Source organism: Streptomyces lydicus, assembly GCF_001729485.1.
Classification (GTDB): domain Bacteria; phylum Actinomycetota; class Actinomycetes; order Streptomycetales; family Streptomycetaceae; genus Streptomyces; species Streptomyces lydicus_D.
Genome location: NZ_CP017157.1, coordinates 4536066 through 4553851, shown reverse-complemented (window position 1 = coordinate 4553851; position 17786 = coordinate 4536066). Strand labels below are relative to the sequence as shown.

At 73.2% G+C, this 17786-nt stretch carries 12 protein-coding genes, 1 tRNA gene and 1 pseudogene; 6 read left to right on the top strand and 8 right to left on the bottom strand.

Annotated features, from left to right (window positions below):
• Positions 1-29 precede the first annotated feature (29 nt).
• From tap to SL103_RS19690, 3 genes are all read left to right on the top strand, one after another.
• On the top strand, positions 30-2198 hold the full coding sequence (tap, locus tag SL103_RS19700; RefSeq protein ID WP_069570290.1) for a telomere-associated protein Tap: 2169 nt from the start codon (positions 30-32) through the stop codon (positions 2196-2198).
• Positions 2199-2206: 8 nt separating this feature from the next.
• The gene (tpg, locus tag SL103_RS19695; RefSeq protein ID WP_069570289.1) at positions 2207-2764 is read left to right on the top strand and encodes a telomere-protecting terminal protein Tpg; all 558 of its coding nucleotides are present in this window, start codon (positions 2207-2209) and stop codon (positions 2762-2764) included.
• A 121-nt stretch (positions 2765-2885) separates the two neighbouring features.
• The gene (locus SL103_RS19690) at positions 2886-3389 is read left to right on the top strand and encodes an NUDIX hydrolase (RefSeq protein WP_432215362.1); all 504 of its coding nucleotides are present in this window, start codon (positions 2886-2888) and stop codon (positions 3387-3389) included.
• Between the two features lie 214 nt (positions 3390-3603).
• Here SL103_RS19690 and SL103_RS19685 read toward each other — a convergent pair whose 3' ends face one another.
• Together SL103_RS19685 and SL103_RS19680 are read right to left on the bottom strand one after the other, a co-directional pair.
• Positions 3604-5859: a D-alanyl-D-alanine carboxypeptidase gene (locus SL103_RS19685; protein WP_244303976.1), complete on the bottom strand. Its 2256-nt coding sequence runs from the start codon at positions 5857-5859 to the stop codon at positions 3604-3606.
• Between the two features lie 766 nt (positions 5860-6625).
• Positions 6626-7078 carry a winged helix-turn-helix transcriptional regulator gene (locus tag SL103_RS19680; protein WP_069570286.1) on the bottom strand — a complete coding sequence of 151 codons (453 nt, stop codon included), beginning with the start codon at positions 7076-7078 and terminating at the stop codon, positions 6626-6628.
• Between the two features lie 96 nt (positions 7079-7174).
• Here SL103_RS19680 and SL103_RS19675 point away from each other — a divergent pair, with 96 nt between their 5' ends.
• Entirely contained in the window at positions 7175-8419 is a 1245-nt protein-coding gene (locus SL103_RS19675) for an MFS transporter (RefSeq protein ID WP_208869914.1), read from the top strand.
• A 50-nt stretch (positions 8420-8469) separates the two neighbouring features.
• On the opposite strand, the gene SL103_RS19670 is transcribed toward SL103_RS19675, so the two are convergent.
• Both SL103_RS19670 and SL103_RS19665 read right to left on the bottom strand, forming a co-directional pair.
• A complete protein-coding gene (locus tag SL103_RS19670) occupies positions 8470-9273 on the bottom strand; it encodes a MerR family transcriptional regulator (RefSeq protein WP_099055438.1) in 804 nt (267 codons plus the stop codon).
• Complete coding sequence (locus tag SL103_RS19665) at positions 9266-9802, bottom strand: VOC family protein (protein ID WP_069570284.1); 537 nt, start codon at positions 9800-9802, stop codon at positions 9266-9268. Before SL103_RS19665 ends, SL103_RS19670 begins: the two co-directional genes overlap by 8 nt.
• A 125-nt stretch (positions 9803-9927) precedes the next feature.
• On the opposite strand from SL103_RS19665, the gene SL103_RS19660 reads away from it, so the two are divergent.
• Positions 9928-10003, top strand: a tRNA-Trp gene (locus SL103_RS19660).
• Positions 10004-10070: 67 nt separating this feature from the next.
• Here SL103_RS19660 and SL103_RS39620 read toward each other — a convergent pair.
• Both SL103_RS39620 and SL103_RS19650 read right to left on the bottom strand, forming a co-directional pair.
• Positions 10071-10781 (bottom strand): annotated as a pseudogene (locus tag SL103_RS39620) (RapZ C-terminal domain-containing protein); the annotation flags it as partial.
• 53 nt (positions 10782-10834) lie between these two features.
• A complete protein-coding gene (locus SL103_RS19650) occupies positions 10835-11296 on the bottom strand; it encodes an ATP-binding protein (protein ID WP_244303975.1) in 462 nt (153 codons plus the stop codon).
• 444 nt (positions 11297-11740) lie between these two features.
• Here SL103_RS19650 and SL103_RS19645 point away from each other — a divergent pair, with 444 nt between their 5' ends.
• A complete protein-coding gene (locus SL103_RS19645) occupies positions 11741-12949 on the top strand; it encodes an AI-2E family transporter (RefSeq protein WP_079145864.1) in 1209 nt (402 codons plus the stop codon).
• 53 nt (positions 12950-13002) lie between these two features.
• Here SL103_RS19645 and SL103_RS19640 read toward each other — a convergent pair whose 3' ends face one another.
• A complete protein-coding gene (locus SL103_RS19640; protein WP_069570281.1) occupies positions 13003-15867 on the bottom strand; it encodes a condensation domain-containing protein in 2865 nt (954 codons plus the stop codon).
• A complete protein-coding gene (locus SL103_RS19635; protein WP_244303974.1) occupies positions 15857-17767 on the bottom strand; it encodes a non-ribosomal peptide synthetase in 1911 nt (636 codons plus the stop codon). The genes SL103_RS19640 and SL103_RS19635 overlap by 11 nt, the downstream gene beginning before the upstream one ends.
• Positions 17768-17786 lie beyond the last annotated feature (19 nt).

The following is a 17786-nucleotide window of genomic DNA, read 5'->3' as shown; positions in this document are numbered from 1 at the left end:
TGCTAGTCTGTGGGCAGGAGGTGTATGCCATGCCTGAGGCGCAGGAGGGCTTGTTCGCGGCGGTCGACGCCCTGTTGGAGGAGGCGGCCGGCACGTTGCCGCCACCGGCGGAGCGGGTGCGGCTCCGTGAGGCGGGGAGTCTGACGCAGGCACAGGTCGCCAAGGCGCTCAGGGTGCGGCGGGAGACCGTCGCCGACTGGGAGGCCGCCCGGAAGGAGCCGCGGCCGCCCAAGCGCGCCGCCTACATCCGGCTCCTGGAGGGGCTTGCCGCACGCCATCCGGTACCCGAGCCCACCGCGGCCCCGACGCCGCCGCCCGCCTCCGCGGCCCACCCCGTGCCGAGTGCCGCGCCCGCGCCGCCCTCGGGCGCCGAGCCGGCTGCGGGCGTGGCCGCTCCCGTCACGCCGGCACGTCCCCGGCGCGCGGTGGCGCCGTCGCCGGCGGCCCGCCGGCCGGCGCGGGCCACGGCGGGGACGAGGGCGGTGCCCGGGAAGGCCGAGCCCGAGCGGGCGGCTCCCGCACCGGCCGACGCGGATCCGCGGTTCGGCAACGGGCCGTTGGGCGTGCTGGACGGTGACGGGTCGCTGTACTGCGTCGGCGGACTGGTTCTCGACTGTCCCGCCACGACGCTTCCCGCCCTGGTGGAGTGGACGCTGGCAGAGGCGAAGCTCGGTGCGCCGAGGCTGCACAAGAGCGGCAAGGACTCCGACCCGCTGATCGTGCTCACCGCCGAGGCCGCCGAACTCCTGGGACTGCCCGCCACGTTGGAGGACCGGCGGGGTCTGGGGCTGCCGGAGGACCACCCGGCGGTCAAGCAGCTGACGAAGGCGGACTGGAAGCTGACCAGGCGCGGCTTCGGCCCGTGGGCACGGATCTACCGACCCGCCGACGGCGGCCGGCGCCGGTGCGTTCAGCTCGCCGTGCTGCCGTGGGGCGCGCTCGACGCCCGGTCGTGGGGCGACACCGGGCAGCTGCCGCCGGCCGACGTCGCCGCCGTACTGGGCACCTACGCGACCCGGGTCCTCACGCCCCGCGGTTCGACCGCCGTGTGCGGTCTGGAGCTGATGTCCGCGCTGCGGCCGCCGACCCGGGCCGTCCGGGACGAGGCCACCGGCTCATGGGTCTCGGGGCCGCTGCCCGGTTCGCTGACCGAGCCGGTGGACCCGGCGCCGCCGGAGGCGCCGATGGAACACCCGGTCGTCGCCGCACGCTACCCGCGGTTCCACGAGCGCACCCCGGAGCAGGCCCTCGACGAGGAGGCGTACGACTGGTTCCGGCCGCTGACCGACGAGGAGTGCACCCAGGGCTACACCCACGCCGTCGGCATCGACGTCAACATGGCCTTCGCCGCGGCCGCCAACCGCCTCAACGTCGGCCTCGGACCGGCCACCCACGTGCGGGCCCCGGCCTTCGACCCCAAGCTGCCCGGCTCCTGGCTGGTCGACCTCTCCCACCTCGACCTGGACCCGCGTCTGCCCAGCCCCTTCACGCCGCGGGGCGACCGTCCCGAAGGGCCGGGCTGGTACTCCACCTCGACCGTCGCGTACGCGCTGGAACTCGGTGCCCGGGTGCGGCCGGTCGAGGCGTACGTCCGTCACGAGCACGGCGCCTACCTCGATCCCTGGTACGCGCGGCTGCGCGACGCCTACCTGGAGACGATGGCCGACCTCGGCGTCACCACCGGCATGAGCGACGAGGAGTTCCTCGCCGCCATGGCGCACCACAAGGACGCCGACCCGGGCCGGGCCGCGGTCCTGTCGGCCGTCAAGTCCACGGTCAAGGGCGGGATCGGCAAGCTGCGCGAACGACCGCAGAGCGCCCGGCACACGTACGGCGAGGGCTGGCCGGCGCTGCAGCGGCCCACCTGGAGCCCGCACATCAGGGCGGAGCTCATCGGCAAGGCCCGCACCAACATGCACCGCAAGATGACCAAGCTCGCGTCCGTGGGGCGGTACCCCGTCGCCGTCCTGTCGGACTGCGCCGTGTACGTCTCCCGCGGCCCGTCGCCGCTCGATTTCCTGCCGTACACCCCCGAGGGCAAGCCGCTGCCCGGCGGGTTCCGGCTCGGCGTCAACCCGGGGATGGTCAAGCACGAGGGAACCCAGGACTTCCTGTGGCTCGCCTCGATGATCGAGGATGAGCAGCTCAACCCCGCCCGGCACATCAAGGGCACCGACGCCGTGGCTGACGGAGAGTAGGCACCGCGATGGGCATCATCCAGGACAGCCTCGACAAGGCCGCGGAACACACCGTCACGCGCCCCGCCCCCCGCACCGCGCCGGCGCAGATGCGGTTCCTGGTCAGGACGGCGAAGGGCTCCACCCGGGCGGTGGCCGAGCTGCTGGGCGTCTCCCAGCGTACGGTCGAGCGCTACGTCAAGGCGCAGATCAAGCGGCCCCGCCCGGAGCTGGCCGCCCGTATGGAGCGCGAGGTGCGCAGGCGCTGGCAGCCCCGGGTGCGGGAGCGGGCCAGGAAGCGGGCGGCGACCACCGGCGGCATCGTCATCGAGACCCGCGCCCGCTTCGGCTTCACGGCCGCGCCGGGCACCACCGACGACGGCCGCATCCGCCGCATCACGCAAGCCCTGCCGCCCCGTTACGCGGCCCGGCTCTTCGACGCCGAGACCGCCGGAGCCACCGAGCAGCAGCTGCGGGACATCGCGGCGGAGGGGCTGCAGGAGATCTACTTCAAGGACCGGGGCCGCCGCGCGGACGGCCTTCAGGTCGAGTTCACCGACATCGAATACGTGGAACTCGACTACTGAGCGCCGCCACGGGTGCCGGCTTCCGGACCCGTGTCCGGCCTCCTGGTTCCGGTTCTCGTGAGTCGGCCTCTGCGGGCTCGGAGAAGCGGCGTTGTCAGTGGGCTCTGCCAGGGTGTGCGTCGTGGATGAACTGGTGGAGCGTGTCGACGATCAAGATCGTGTGCTGGGGAGGGTGGTCAGCCGCCAGCAGGCCATCCGGGAGGGTTGGCTGCACCGAGTCGCCGTGACGGTGTGTCGTGATGAGCGTGGACGGATCCTCGTCCACCGACGGTCGGAGCGGGTATCGCGCTTCCCCGGGCGCTATGAGGTCGAGGTCGGTGGCGCCGCAAATGTCGGCGAGTCCTATGAACAGGCCGCCGCGCGGGAGCTGACCGAAGAGCTGGGCATTCGCGCGCTGCCGCGCCTGCTGTTCACGTTCATCAACCGCAGCGGCTTGAGCCCTCACTGGCTCGGCGTGCACGAAGCCGTGGTGCCGGACACCGTGGTCCCCGATCCCGATGAGGTCGCCTGGCATGGCTGGCTGACCGAGCCGGAGCTGCGGTCGGCGCTGCTCGGCTGGCGCTTCACCCCCGACAGCAACGAAGCCTTCAGCCGGTATCTGGCGTTCCGGACCGCGCGGTCCTGACCTTGCCCAGCACGCCCAGGCTCAGCGTCTGTCGATCTCCTCCCGGGGCCAGACGGCGCGTCGTTCGGGGCCGGGGCGAGGTGCGGCGGGCAGGGCGCGAAGTCGGGCTCGCCTTCGGTGACGCGGGTCCAGAGCCGCTGCAGCTGAGCCCCCGCAACACGACCGGGCCCCGGTACGCGCCAGCGCGTACCGGGGCCCGGCCCATGTCCACCCGTCAGGAGACTCGTGTCAGCTTCGCGCCGAACGACGGCTCGGCGAGGTCCTTCTGCAGCACCACGGGCACCTTCACCTCACCCATGCCGCCACCCGCGGTCAGCTCACCGACCTGCGTACCGGCCTTCGCCGTGTGCGGGAGAGCCTTGCCCCCGGCGGTGAGCTTCAGGTCGACCTTGAGACCGGGCCAGCCGACCGCCGTCAGATCCTTGGTCGCCACGAGCGGGGTCGTACCGCCCAGGCCGTCGTCGACGTGGCCGACGACCGCGCCCTTCTTCACGACGGCGCTGGTGGTCAGCGCCTTGCCCACGGCCAGGATGAGCTGCTTGCTGTAGGCGGTGGCGGTGTCGATGATCGGGGTCTTGTGCTGCCCGAAGACCGCGCCGATGATCAGCTGCGTGGAGCTGCCGACCTTCTTCTCCGCGGCGAAGAGCAGGTTGCCGCCGGCCTTGGTCGTGGAACCGGTCTTGATACCGACGACGCCGTACATGGGGACAAGCTTGTTGAAGTTGCGTTGCGTCTTCTGGTACGCGAGGCCGCTGCCCTTCCCGGAGGCGGTCGTGGAGTGGTACTCGGTCGCCTTGGAGATCTCCCGGAAGATCGGGTCCTGCATCGCCTTCTTGCCCAGCTTCACCTGGTCCTCGGCCGTACTGACGGTGCTCTCCAGGAGGCCGCTCGCGTCGGTGTAGGTGGTGTTCGTCATGCCGAGCTCCTTGGCGGTGTCGTTCATCTTCTTGATGAACGCCGCCTCAGTGCTCGCATCCCAGCGGGCCAGCAGCCGCGCGACGTTGTTCGCGGACGGCAGCATGACGGCCTGGAGGGCCTCCTTCTCGGACATCTTCTGACCCTTGTGGACCTCGACGACCGACTCCTTCACCCTGACACCGTTGACGAAGTCGTCCTCGGCCTTCTGGTCGACGTCGATCAGGGGCTTGTCCTCACCCTTCTTCAGCGGGTGGTCACGCAGGATGAGGTACGTCGTCATCACCTTGGCCACACTGCCGATGGGCAGCGGCTTCATCTCACCGTAGGAGCCGACCCGGCCGAGGCCGTCGACGTCCACGATCGCCTGGCCCTCAGGGGGCCAGGACAGCGACGGCGTGTCGCCCTCGAAGACGGAGGACGACTTGCCGACGATCGCCAGTTTCGGGTCAGGCAGCGGGCGCATCGTCTGCACGACCACGAAGATGATGCCGAGGAGTACCACCAGCGGCGTCCAGATCTTCACCCGGCGCACCACCGTGCGCACCAAAGTCTCCGGCGGGGGCGGAGTGTTCGTCAGCTGGGCGAGCAGGTCAAGCGGAACCTGAGGCTCCGCCGGAGAGTCGGCCGGAGGAGCTGCCGCCGGCTTCGAAGGAGCCGGCGGTCTCGCCTCGGGCTTGGCCTCCGGCTTGGGGGCCTTGAGCGGCTTCGGCGCCGGGGCGTCGTCCTTCTTCAGCGGGATGAACTGGCTGGTGCGCTCGGACTCGGAGTCCGGGTTGGCGGGAGCCTTGAGCAGCCCGGTGGGCTGGTCGGCGGAGCCGGCCGCCGCCGGCTTGGGGGCCGCCAGCAGCTGGGTGGCCTGATCGACCGAGCCCGCCTGGTCATCGCTGTCGCTGTCGCCGTCGCTGTCGGCCTCGGCCTCGGCGACTGCGGTCTTGAGCCGGGAGTCCTTCTTGGGCTTGTCGTCACCGTCTGCACCGGCCCCCCAGGAGGCAGCCTCGGGCCCGGACTTGGCCTCGCCCTCGGGGGCCTTACCGCTACTGGCGGCGCCGGGCTTGTCGGTGGCCTGCTCGGCCTTACCGCCTTCGGCGATGCCGGACTTCACAGCACCGAACACCGCGGTCGCCTGGTCAGCCTTGCCACCACCGGTGGCGCCGGGCTTCCCGGGAGCCTGATCGGCCTTGCCGTCGCCTGCCGCGCCGGACGCCGCACCCGCCTCGGCTGCACCGGCGCCATCGGCGGCGCCGGCCTTCGAGGCGCCGGAGGCAGCAGTGTCCTGGTCGGCCTTGCCGCTACCGGTGGCGCCGGGCTTCCCGGGCCCGGTCGACTGACCAGCCTCGTCGTTATCGGCTTCGTCGGTTTCCGTCGATGCCTGGGCGGTGCGCTCGTCGTTATCGGTTCCGTCGGTTTCCGTCGACGCCTGGGTGTCCTCGTCGTTATCGGTTCCGTCGGTTTCCGTCGACGTCTTGGCGTCCTCGCCGTCACCGGCCTTCGCCGACGCGGACGCAGGCGCCTCGCCGGCCTTGCCGGCGGCACCGGCCGCGCCGTCACGCACAGCCAGCCTTGGATCCGGACGGCCGCCGTCCGCACTCTGTCGGGCCGCCCCGGAACGCCCGGTTCCCGAACCGGCGGAGCCGGTCGCACCGTCTCCGGCCGCGGTACCGGCTGGTCGCCCCTCGCCCCGACCGCCGTCAGCGGCGACGGCGTCGGAACCACTGTCCCTGTCGCCGGCAACACCCGTACCGGCCCTGGCTGCAGGGCGACCGGCACCGGTACCCGCGTCCGAAACCGGCCGCAGGCCGCTCCGCTGCTCCGACATGTCGGGGGACTCGCCCGCCACTGATGGCTCCTCAGAATTTTCGCGCCGTACACCTGTAGCGCTTCAAGCGCCCACACGCTTCAAGGTCCGGACTTCACTCAACGTCTGGCCAGTGTCCTCTGTGATCGTCGCGCGATTGCGCACCTGCACCCACAGAGGGCTTTGCCTGGGTTCACCCACGTGCTAGACGACAGGACATACCTACCGGTTCCCACGAAACCACCACGCGCTCTCGACGGGCCGATGTGAGATCGGCATCGGGATCGTGCCTGGTGGCCCGGCCGCCCTGGCGCCAGGAGACGGTGTGGGCCGCCACCCGTCCGGCGGCCAGGGGCCAGCGCACGCAGGGTGGTGGTGTGCGGCTTCGGAGAGCGGCTTGCGCGTCGACCGCAGCGCTCAACTCGCCGACTGCGATGCGCAGTCACAGCCGCGTGTGACGGAGTCTTCGAGCGGCGTGTCGGCACCGGGCCCCCGGCTCAGGTCACCGGGTCCCCGGCTCAGGTCACCGGGTGGAGATCTTGTGGACGGTGGTGTCGTCGGGGTCCAGCGGTCGCCCGTCCGCGGACAGCACTTCCAGGGCGCGGAGGCGGTGTCCCTGTCGGCGGTCGACCAACTGTGAGTGTGCTTCGTCGGGGGCGAAGCAGTTCTGTTCGCCCCACTGCCGCAGTGCCACGATGACGGGGAAGAGCGCCTTGCCCTTCGGGGTCAGTACGTACTCGCGGTAGGCGCTGCCGTCCGAGGCGGGGACGGATTCCAGGACACCGCCGGCGACCAGGGTGCGCAGACGTGCGGTGAGGATGTTCTTCGCCACGCCGAGGCTGCGTTGGAACTCGCCGAAGCGCCGGCTTCCGTCGAAGGCGTCCCGCACGATCAGCAGGGACCACCAGTCGCCGATCGCGTCCACCGACCGGGCGACGGGACATTCGCTGTCGTCGAAGCGCGTCCTGGTCACCATGGCGTCCCTCACCCTCAAGTTGGTTGCAACATGCTACCAGGGAGGTTACCGTCGCCGTCGGTAGCAAGATGAAACCAGATTTGGGGAGGGTCGCTGATGCCCGGCAACGATCAGGCGGTGACACGACGGACCGAGGCCCGTGGCGGGGGAGGTTCCGCGTTCGTCCTGTCCCGTGGCGTCGTCATCCTGTTCGCGGTCGCCTGCGGGGCCGCGGTGGCCAACGTCTACTTCTCCCAGCCGCTCCTGGTGACCATGGGCCACGACCTCGCCATGAGCCCGGCACTTGTCGGCAGCGTGGTCACCCTCACGCATGTCGGGTACGGGCTGGGGCTGTTCTTCCTCGTGCCGCTGGGCGACGTGGTCGACCGCAGACGGCTCGTCGTGGCTCAGTTACTGCTCCTGGTGGTGGCGCTGACCGTGGTGGCCGCCGCCCACACCGCGGCGATCCTGCTCGCGGGCATGGCCGCGACGGGGCTGCTCGCGGTCGTCACACAAACGCTGGTGGCCTTCGCGGCATCACTGGCGCCTCCCGCCGGGCGCGGACGGGTCGTCGGTATGGTCACCAGCGGCGTGGTCGTCGGCATCCTGCTCGCCCGCACCGCATCCGGCCTCATCGCCGATCTCGCGGGCTGGCGCTCCGTCTACCTCGCCTCGGCGTCACTCACCGCTCTGCTCGCCCTGGTCCTGTACCGAGTGCTGCCACGCCACAGGGACACTCCGCCGACGACCCTGCGCCACGGGCAGCTCCTGCGGTCCACGATCACCCTGTTCGCACGGGAACGACTGCTGCGGCTCCGGGCCCTGTTCGGTCTGCTGATCTTCGCCGCCTTCAGCACCCTGTGGAGCAGCGTCGCGTTGCCGCTCAGTGAGTCCCCGTACTTCCTGTCTCACAGCGCGATCGGGGCGCTGGGACTGATCGGCGTCGCCGGTGCCCTGGCCGCGACCGTGGCGGGCCGCCTGAACGACCGCGGACTCTCCGGGCGCACCACCGGCATCGCCCTGGCGCTGCTCGCCGCCTCGTGGCTGCCGTTGGCCTTCACCCGCAGCTCGCTCTGGGCCCTGGTCCTCGGCGTGATCCTTCTCGACCTCGCCGTCCAGGCGGTCCATGTCACCAACCAGGCCCTGATCTACGCCCTGCACCCGGACGCGGGCAGCCGGCTGATCGGTGGATACATGGTCTTCTACTCGATCGGCAGCGCCACCGGCGCCATCGCCGCGACCTCCCTCTACACAGCGGCCGGTTGGGGCGCCGTCTGCGCACTGGGTGCCACGTTCAGCTGCCTCGGGCTCGTCCTGTGGGCGTTCACTCGACACGGCACCCGGCCCGCGCCGGCAAGGTGATCTCTCACAACCGTTCACGGGCCGGGTCGAGGACTCAGCCGCACCGCGCCCTACTCCCAGGTCGCGGTGTCGGGATCGATGCCGTGGGCACGCGCGCTCGCATCGATGAGGCGACGGAACCACGCGGCGAGGCCGGCACGGATGCCGTCGTAGTGGGCGGCGAATGCCGGATCGGCCTCGTACGTGCGGCCGAGACAGACCTGCATCTGCCTGGTGAGGGGAAAGTACGAGGCAAAGACTTCGCGGTGCCGCTCGACGAGTTGATTCGCTTCCGGGTCACCCGGTGTCACGCCGGCGTCCATCGCCTCCCCGAGGGCGCGGTCGAGGGCGGTATTGGCGTCGGCGATGGCCTGCCATTCCTCCGGACCGCGAGCGGCCGAGCGTTCGGCGTACTGCCGCCATTGCGTGGTGTCCCCGTAGCGCTGACGGGCTTCGGCGGGCCAGTCGGGGTTCCACTGGGGGCCGAAGATCGCGGCCTGCTGCTCGACGGACAGCAGCAGGCCGCGCTCGTGGGCTTCGATCATCCGGTCCAGCCCGGCGCTGAGTTGCTGAAGGCGGTCGATCCGTTCAGCGACCTGGGTGCGCTGCGCGCGCAGTGCGCCGGGCACGTCCGCGGTCGAGTCGTCCAGGACGGCCCGGATCCGGTCCAGGCCGAGACCGATCTCCCGGTAGACGACGATGCGGTGCAGGCGTTCCAGATCACCGGCGGTGTAGAGCCGGTAGCCGCCGGTCGTGCGCAGCGACGGTCGTGCCAGACCGATCTCATCCCAGTGGTGCAGTGCGCGGACCGTCACGCGCAGGCGCGTCGAGACCTGCCCGACGGTCAGGCCATCGGCGTCAGTGTCTTCAGGCATGCGCCTCATTATCGTCGCGACGGGCGCCCGGTGGGGTGATCCCGATGGCTTCGAGGTTCCGGGCCTCCTGACTGGCCGGATCGAAGGGCTTCGCCGCGGTGAAGACGATCCGTGCGTTCTCGGGAGTTATCACCTCCACGTCGCGGGTGTTCCAGGGAGTGTCACGAGGGCCGTCGACCGAGTCCGGGCGCAACGCACGGCAAGCCTCGGCAAGGGAATCGACCTGGCTGAGCACGCCCGAGAAGCTGAAGCTCATCGCCGGTGCCTGCTCCGGAACGCCGGCCCCCTGGACGAGAAGTACGTCCTGGAACGCCCAGCGGCGCAGATGCACGAGCCTGCCGGGGATGCCGAACAGCTCGAAGAACCCGAGTCCACGGGTCCAGAAGTCCACCGACGCCGCCAGATCCTTCGTGGGGATCGTGACGAACGCCGGCATTCCGTAGATGCCGTGGAACGGCTCCGGCGGAACCGCATCCGGGCCGGGGGTGGGCACGGGGCTCATCTCGAACGCGTCGTAGTAGTCGCTCATGCACCCCACCTTTCAGCCTCACGCAACGTGAGGGTCAAGCCGGATCCGTTTGGGGCCCGGAGAAGGTGCGGTGAGGAATATCGGTGGAGGCCGGCGGACGGAGTGTGCGAGGCTGACGGAGCCGAAGGGGTGTAGCTCAGAGGCCAGAGCGCCGGTCTCCAAAACCGGATGCCGCAGGTTCGACTCCTGCCACCCCTGCCATGTGTGACGGACCGTCAAAGACCTGTGGTGCGCCGGTGCTTCCGGTCCCGTGCGGGATCAGTGCGATGTGCAGGTGCCGCGGTGTCGTGGTGCGTGCGGCCGGGGCGTCCTGGGACGTGGAGAGGCTCAGGCCGTGCTGCGCTTCCGCGGCGAGTTCCGCGGCGCGGCCCATCGTGGCGGCCGTGATGACGGGGTCGTCGGTGGCGTTGGCCACGTGCCGCCGCGGGATGACGAGGACGTGCCCCGGAGCGGCGGGACCCGGCGGCTCCACCGCGACGGCGTCGTCCCATTCGCGGACGACGACCGCCGGGGCGCGGCCCGCCACGATCAGGCAGCAGGTACAGGACTCGCTGACCGACGGGTCGCGGTGGATGAACGGCCGTGCCAGATGCCGGTGGCGCACCTCCGCCGGAACGCCCCGCGCGGCGAGCCAGCCACCGACCGCCTCGGAGACGGCGACGGCACGGTGCCGCCCGTACCAGCAGTGGACGTGCAGGTGCACGGGCATCTCCGGGGCCCGGGCCGCGAGGAGGGCGAGCACGTCCCGCCCGGTCTCCTCGACGATCCGGGCGGCCTCGGGGCTGCCGAGCACATGGTCGCGCACGGCGGCGTCCAGTCCGGTCAACGGCACCAGATCACCGGTCTCCGCGAACGCCGCCGGGTCCCACAGCCGGTCGGAGACGTCCAGGAGCAGCGTGGCGGCGGGGTGCCGCGGAGGGTCGTTCCAGCGGGCTCCGTAGGAGGTGATGACGACTCGGGGCGAGGGTGGGGTGAGCACAGCAGCTCCCGGGGCGGGCCGGCCGGTCGGGCCGCGTCGACGAGCGGACGCGGTCAGCCTACGGCGTGCCGGCGGCAGGGCAGCAGCGCGTGCACGGTCTTGCCGTGCGGCGTGAGGCAGACGGAGGTGGCGAGGGCGAGTTGCTGGACCATCGGCCAGCCGAAGCCGCCGCTGTCGCCGTCGACGTCCGGGACGCGTCCCACGGGCGGGGAGGTACTGGAGTCGCTCACGGCCACCGCGACGGCGTCGCCGCAGACGGCCAGGCGCAACGAGCAGGAGGGGCCGCGGGCGTGCCGTACCGAGTTCGTGACCAGTTCGCAGACGACGAGGACCACGGCGTCCGCGGCGCTCTGCTCCACCGGGGGCTGAAAGCGCGTCAGGAAACGGCTGGCGGCGTCCCGCGCCACGGCCGCCGCCTGGGGACGGCAGTCCAGCGTCAGCAGGTCCGCCGGCGGTGTCGTGCCTGGACGCAGATCCGTCGTCCCGGCCCGGGTACTGCCCGTCATACTGCTCATCCGCTTCACCTCGTTCGTGTCGGACACGGGCGACGAGTCAACGCCGGGTGCGGAACCGGCGGGCAGCGACACGCTCGCCCCGAAGAGCCACATTCAGGTGTTCGGCCACCACGTGCCGGCGGCCGGGCCGGAGCTCCGGGTGGTGCCCGGGCGCGCCCGGCGGTGTGCGCGCGGGCGGTCGGCCCTGTCGGTGGCCGGACGGCGGCGACGGGATGCGGCCGGATGCTGTTCACGCAGTGTGATGCCCTTCTGTTGGCTGACTGTCGTGCAGCGCCTGGCCGACGCGCTGACCTGCGGAGGGGGCCCGTCCGGCCGCAGTGCCCTTCTACCCTTGTCACACTGCGTCAATCCCGTGCCGGGGTGCGGTCCATGGCCGCGTGCCTTCGGGGGAATGCGTGCGCCACCGCGTTCGAAGGCCGCCGGCAAGGGATACCTCGTCTTGGTATGCGGAATCGGTCCGGCAGGCAGCGGGGTCCTTCGTCCGGCGCTCACCGGGCCGGGGCCCCGCGGAGCACGCACGGCGCGCTGCGCACGTACGGCGGGCGGCGCGCCGGGGGCGGGCGTCGCCCGGCGGGGACGCGGAGACCGGGCAGCGGGGGTGACGTGGTCGCGCCGGCATTGCGGGTGGCGGCGGCGTACGGATGGCGCCTGATCGTCGTCGGCGTGGCTGTCTACGCGGTCTTCGTCGCGCTCGGGCGGTTCCACCTGGTGACGCTCGCGCTGTTCGCGGCCCTGGTGCTGACGGCCCTTCTGGGGCCGCCGATCAACCTGCTGCACCGCCTGATGCCGCGCGCGGCGGCGGTCGCCGTGGCGCTGGTCGGCAGCATCGTGCTGCTCTTCGGGGTGCTGAGCCTGATCGGGGCGACCGTCGCCGGTGAGTGGCAGGGGCTGCGCCGGGAATTCAGTGGCGGGGTGGCCAGGATCGAACGGTGGCTCGAAGGGCCGCCGTTCCATCTGCGCGACGGGACCCTGGCACATCTGCAGGAGTGGGTCTCGCGCTTCGTGTCGAGCCACCGCGGGACGGTGATCAGCACCGCGCTCAGCGGGGTGGACCGCCTGGTGGAGGCGCTGACGGTGGTGGCGCTGGCGCTGTTCTGCTCGGTGTTCTTCCTGCACTCGGGCGACCGGATGTGGCAGTGGTTCGGCGGACAGCTGCCGTCGGCGGGGCGGCCCTCGGTGCATCTCGCCGGGCGGACCGCGTGGTCGACCTTCACCGGGTACACCCGCGGCATCGTGGTGGTGGCCGCGACCAATGCCGTCCTCGTCGGGGTGGGGCTCTTCGTTCTCGGGGTGCCGCTCGCCGTCCCGCTGGCCGTGCTGGAGTTCTTCGCCGCGTTCATCCCGCTGGTCGGCTCGCCCGTCGCGCTGGCGGTGGCGGCCGTGGTGGCGCTGGCGGCGAAGGGACCGGTCGTGGCGGCGGTCGTGGTGCTGCTGATCGTGGTGATCGGCCAGTTCGAGGGCCATGTGCTGCACCCGCTGGTGATGAGCCGGGCGGTCAGGCTGCATCCGGTGGTGGTGGCGCTGGCGGTGGTGTGCGGCGCGGTCACCGCGGGGGTGCTCGGCGCGATCGTCGCCGTACCGCTGGTCTCGGTGCTCTGGTCCGTGTACGGCGCGCTGCGCACGCGCCGGGGCTCCGTCGCCGCGACGCGCTGAGCGTGGCTGCGATCCCACCGGAATCGCAGCCACGCGGCGGGCCCGAGGCAACCTCAGGGCTGCGGTGCGGCGCCGGTCATCGCCGTCAGGACGGCGCGCCGGTCCTCGCCCGGCTGCGGACGCAGCGGCCGGGCCAGCCGGTCGGCGCGGTAGTGCCAGTGGTGGTCGAGATCCGGGTGGACCTCGTCCGACTCGCGGATCTCGCTGCCGCTGCCGAGGAGTCCGGTCAGGTCCGTGGCGAGGTCCCGCCAGGCGACGTGCCCGCTGACGGCGTTGGCCACCCCGTGTACCGGCGCCTCCAGGCACGAGACCACCGCCCGCGCCAGCGCCGCGGCGTGCACCCACGCCGCGCCGTACCAGTCGTGGCCGCGGGCGCCGGGCCGGGGCAGGACGAGCGGCCGGCCCTCGTGCGCGGCCTGGTACAGCAGCCCGGTGGCGCCCCAGCGCAGTTGGTCGCGCAGCCGGTCGTGCGGCCCCCACACCAGCGGCGAGCGGACCGCGCTCGCACCGCCCCGGCCGTCGGTGCCGGCCGCCCGCAGCAGCAGCGCCTCGCAGTCGAGCTTGGCCCGGCCGTACGGGCTGAGCGGGTCGCGTGCGGGGGACTCCTCCGCCACCGTGCCGCCGTCGGGGTGCCCATAGGCGTCCACGCTGCTGACGAAGGTGAAGGGGCCGTTCGACCAGGCGTCGACCATCGCCGCCATCGCCGCCACATCGACGTCGGGGCGGGTGAAGGTACAGGCGGCGTGGATGACGGCGTCGGCGCGCCGCACGGCCGCGCGCAGCCCGTCCAGGTCGGTGAGGTCGCCCTCGACGACGTCCACGCCCTCCGCCGCGACCAGGTGGGCGGACTCGGGGCGGGCCAGCGCCAGGACGGGACGGCCCCGGGCGGCGAGTTCGCGCAGCACGAAAGCGCCGACGCCGCCGGTGGCGCCGGTGACCAGCACCGTGCCGGCCCGTGCCCGTACGGGCCGGGCGGCCTGCTTGGCGGGCGCCGCGGCGCGCCGGGCCGCCCGCTCGTCCAGCAGCGCGGTCACCGCACGGGGAGTGCGCGCCTGCAGGATGTCCAGGCCGGTCAGCGGCAGGGTCAGCGCCCGGCGCAGCCGTTCGGCGAGCTGCACGGCCACCAGCGAGTGGCCGCCGAGGGCGAAGAAGTCGTCGTCCGGGGCGGGCGTACGGCCCAGGAGCGCCGCGAAGCCCGCCCGCACCGCCTCGGCATGCGGCCCCTCCGGCACGGCCAGGGACGGCATGCCGGGCAGCCGCGCCGGGTCGACCGCGCCGTCGCCGTCGCGCGGAAGGGTGTCGAGCAGGGTCACCGCGGCCGGCACCAGGTCCGGGGCCAGCCGGTCCCGCAGATGGGCGCGCAGCTCGGCGGGGGAGGGGCCGCCGGTGGCCCGCAGCACCGCGTACGCCAGCAGCGGCCCGCCGGCCGGTGACGCCACCGTCGCGTCGGATACCTGCGGGTGGGCACGCAGCAGCGCCTCGGCCGGGTGCGTGGCCGGGCCGGAACGGGGCGCCGGTGCCGCGCCCGGCAGTTGGGACAGGCGCAGGGCCGGATCGTCCGCGACCGCGGTGAGCAGCGCGGCGTGGGCCGCGCCGAGGGCGGTGGCCGTTTCCTCGTCGAGGGCGGTGCGGCGGTACTGCACCAGCGCGGCGGGTCGGTCGGTGTCCAGCACGGCGAAGGACAGGTCGAACTTGGCCTCCCCGAGGCCGACCTCGACGTGTTCGCCCTCGGTCCCCGGCAGCCGCAGCGCCGTCGGCGCCCCGAGGACGTCCGCGGTCACCCGCACCAGCGCCGTGCCGTCCGCGCCGCGCGCGGTGGCGCCGAGCCCCTCCAGGATGCGGTCGAACGGCACCTCGCGGTGGCGCTGGGCGTCGAGCATGGCGTCCCGCACCCGTTCCAGGAGCGTGCTGAAGGCCGGGTCGCCGGAGGCGTCGACGCGCAGCGGAAGGGTGTTCACGCACAGCCCGACCAGGCCGCGCATGGCCGTACCGCGGCGGTGCGTACCGGCCACACCGATCACCAGGTCGTCCTGGCCGGTGCAGCGGTGCAGGGTGGCGAACGCCGCGGCGAGCGCCACGGTGAACACCGTCGCGCGGTGGCGCCGGCCCAGCTCGCGCAGGGCGTCCGGCACGGCGGGGTCGAGCGGCGCGGTGTGCGTGGCGGCGGGCCGGGCGCCGGCGTCGGCGGGTGCGCGGACGGGGGCCGGAAGCCGCGGCGGTACGGCGCCGTCGAGGCGGTCGGTCCAGTGGCGCAGCCCCTCGGACGGTGCGTCGCCGGCCCGGAGTTCGCGCCGCGCGAAGTCGGCGTACCGCGGCGGCTCCGGCAGCCGCGGCCCGGCCGAGGTGTCCGGACCGGCCGCCGCCGCGTAGAGCACCCCGAGCTCCTCGGCCACCGTCTCCAACGACGGGCCGTCCAGCGATATGTGATGGAACGTCAGCAACACCGTGTGGTCCTGCTCCGCATGCCGTACGACCAGGGCGCGGGGCAGCGTCCCGGCGGACAGGTCGAACGGGCGACGGGCCTCGGCCACCAGCAGGTCCCCGGTGGCCGCCGCGTCGGCCGCCACCACCCGCACCGCGATCGTCCCGGGCGCGGCCAGTACCTCCTGGTACGGCTCGCCGTCGCGCTGCCCGTAACGCGTGCGCAGGATCTCGTGGCGGCGCACGAGCGAGGTCAGCGCGGCGGACAGCGCGTCCACGTCGAGCGGACCGCGCAGCCGGGTGGCGAACGGCACGCTGTACGAGGCGTCACCGTGGCCGAGCCGGTCCATCAGCCACATCCGGCGCTGGGCGTGGGAGAGCGGAACGGGACCGGGCTGCCCGGCGTCGGGCCGCGGCGCGGGCCGGGCGGCGCGAGCGCGCGCCCGGCGCAGCAGCTCCTCCTGGTGGGCGGGAGCGGTGAAGCGGTCAGTTGTCATCGGTGTTCTCCGGTGCGTGCGGGCGCGGTTCGGGGTGCGCGGCGAGCAGCGCCCGCTCGACCAGTGCGGCCTGGTCCGCCACGGTGGGCGCGGTGAAGAAGTCGGCGAGGGACAGTTCGACGCCGAGTTCCTCGCGGAGGTCGTCGGTGACGACCAGCGCGAGCAGGGAATGGCCGCCCAGCGTGAGGAAGTCGGCGTCCGCGCGGGTCACCTCGCGGCCCAGCGACCGGCTCCACAGGTCGGCGACGGCCTGCTCCAGCGGCGTCAGCGGCCCGGCCGGGGCGCCGGCGGTGTCCGCGAGGAGCAGATCGGTCAGCGCGCGGCGGTCGACCTTGCCGGACGGGGTGAGCGGCAGGTCGTCGACCACGGTCAGTTCGTCGGGCACCAGAGGGCCGGGCAGGACCGCGGCCAGCCGGTCGCGCAGCGCCTCCGCCCGGGGCACCGGGCCGGGCGCGGCGACGACGAAGGCGATCAGGCGGGCGTCGTCGGGGGAGGGGCGTTGCACGGTGACCGCCGCGTCGGCCACCTCGGGCTGCTCCCGCAGCGCGTGCTCGACCTCGCCGGGCTCGATCCGGAAGCCCCGCACCTTCACCTGGTCGTCCGTACGCCCGTGGAAGTCGAGGATCCCGTCCGGGCGCCGCGAGACGACATCGCCGGTGCGGTACAGGCGGCCCCACTCGGGGTGCGTGGTGAAGCGCTCGGCGGTCAGCTCCGGCCGTCCGGAGTAGCCCAGTGCCAGCCGGCTGCCGCCGACCCACAGTTCGCCGCGCTCGCCGTCCGGGACGGGCCGGCCGTCCTCGTCCAGGACGTGCGCCGTCGCCCCGGCGATCGGCCGCCCGATGGGCACCTGCCCCGCACAGTCCGCCGGGGTGACCCGATGGGCGGTGGCGAAGGTCGTCGTCTCCGTCGGGCCGTAACCGTTGACCAGCTCCAGCCAGGGGAACGCCCGCAGCACCTCGCCGGCGTGGTGGGCGGCCAGCGCCTCCCCGCCCACCACCACGGTGCGCAGCGGCGCGAAGATCCGGGAGCGGCGCACCGCCAGCTGGTGGAAGAGCGCGGTGGTGAAGAAGGCCACGGTGACGCCGTGCCGCTCCGCCTGCTGCGCCAGGTCCTCGAACGAGGGCCGCTCCACGGTGCACACCACCACCGCGGCGCCGTTGGCGAGGGCGGCCCACACCTCGAACGTCGAGGCGTCGAAGGTCATCGGCGAGTGGAACAGCACCCGGTCGCGGGAGGTCAGGGTGAGGTAGCCGGGGTCGGTGACCAGCTCGGCGATCGCACGGTGGGCGAGGGCCACGCCCTTGGGCCGCCCGGTGGAGCCGGAGGTGAACATGATGAACGCGGCGGCGTCCGGGGCGGATTCGGCGGCCGGTGCCGGGGCGGCATCCGGAAGCGACCGGTCGGCCGGCGGCTCACCGGCCCCCGGCTCGTCGTCCGGCCATGCCGCGGAGAGCGGCGCGTCGGGCAGCACCAGGGTCGCCCCGGCCGGCGCGACCGCGTCCAGGAGCTTGCCGTCCCCGACGGTCAGCGTCACCCCGGCGTCCTCGATCAGCGCCTCGGTACGGGCGCGCGGATGCGCCGGATCGAGCGGTACGCACACCGCGCCCGCCCACCACAGGGCGAGCTGGGCGACGACGGTACGGGCCGAGCGGGGCATCAGCAGCGCCACCGCGTCCCCCGGGCGGACGCCGTGCCGCTGCAGCTGCCCGGCGAGGGCGCGGGCGGCACCGGCCAGCTGCCCGTAGGTCAGCGTGGCGTCGCCGTCCGCCACCGCCAGGGCGTGCGGGGCCCGTTCGGCGTGCCACGCCACCAGCGCCGGCAAGCCGGCCGCGGGCCCGGGGCGCCCGCCCTCCGCGGTGGACGGGACGGACTCGCTCGACAGGGCGGGTTCGGTGGGCACGGGAGCTTCCTTCCGGGTG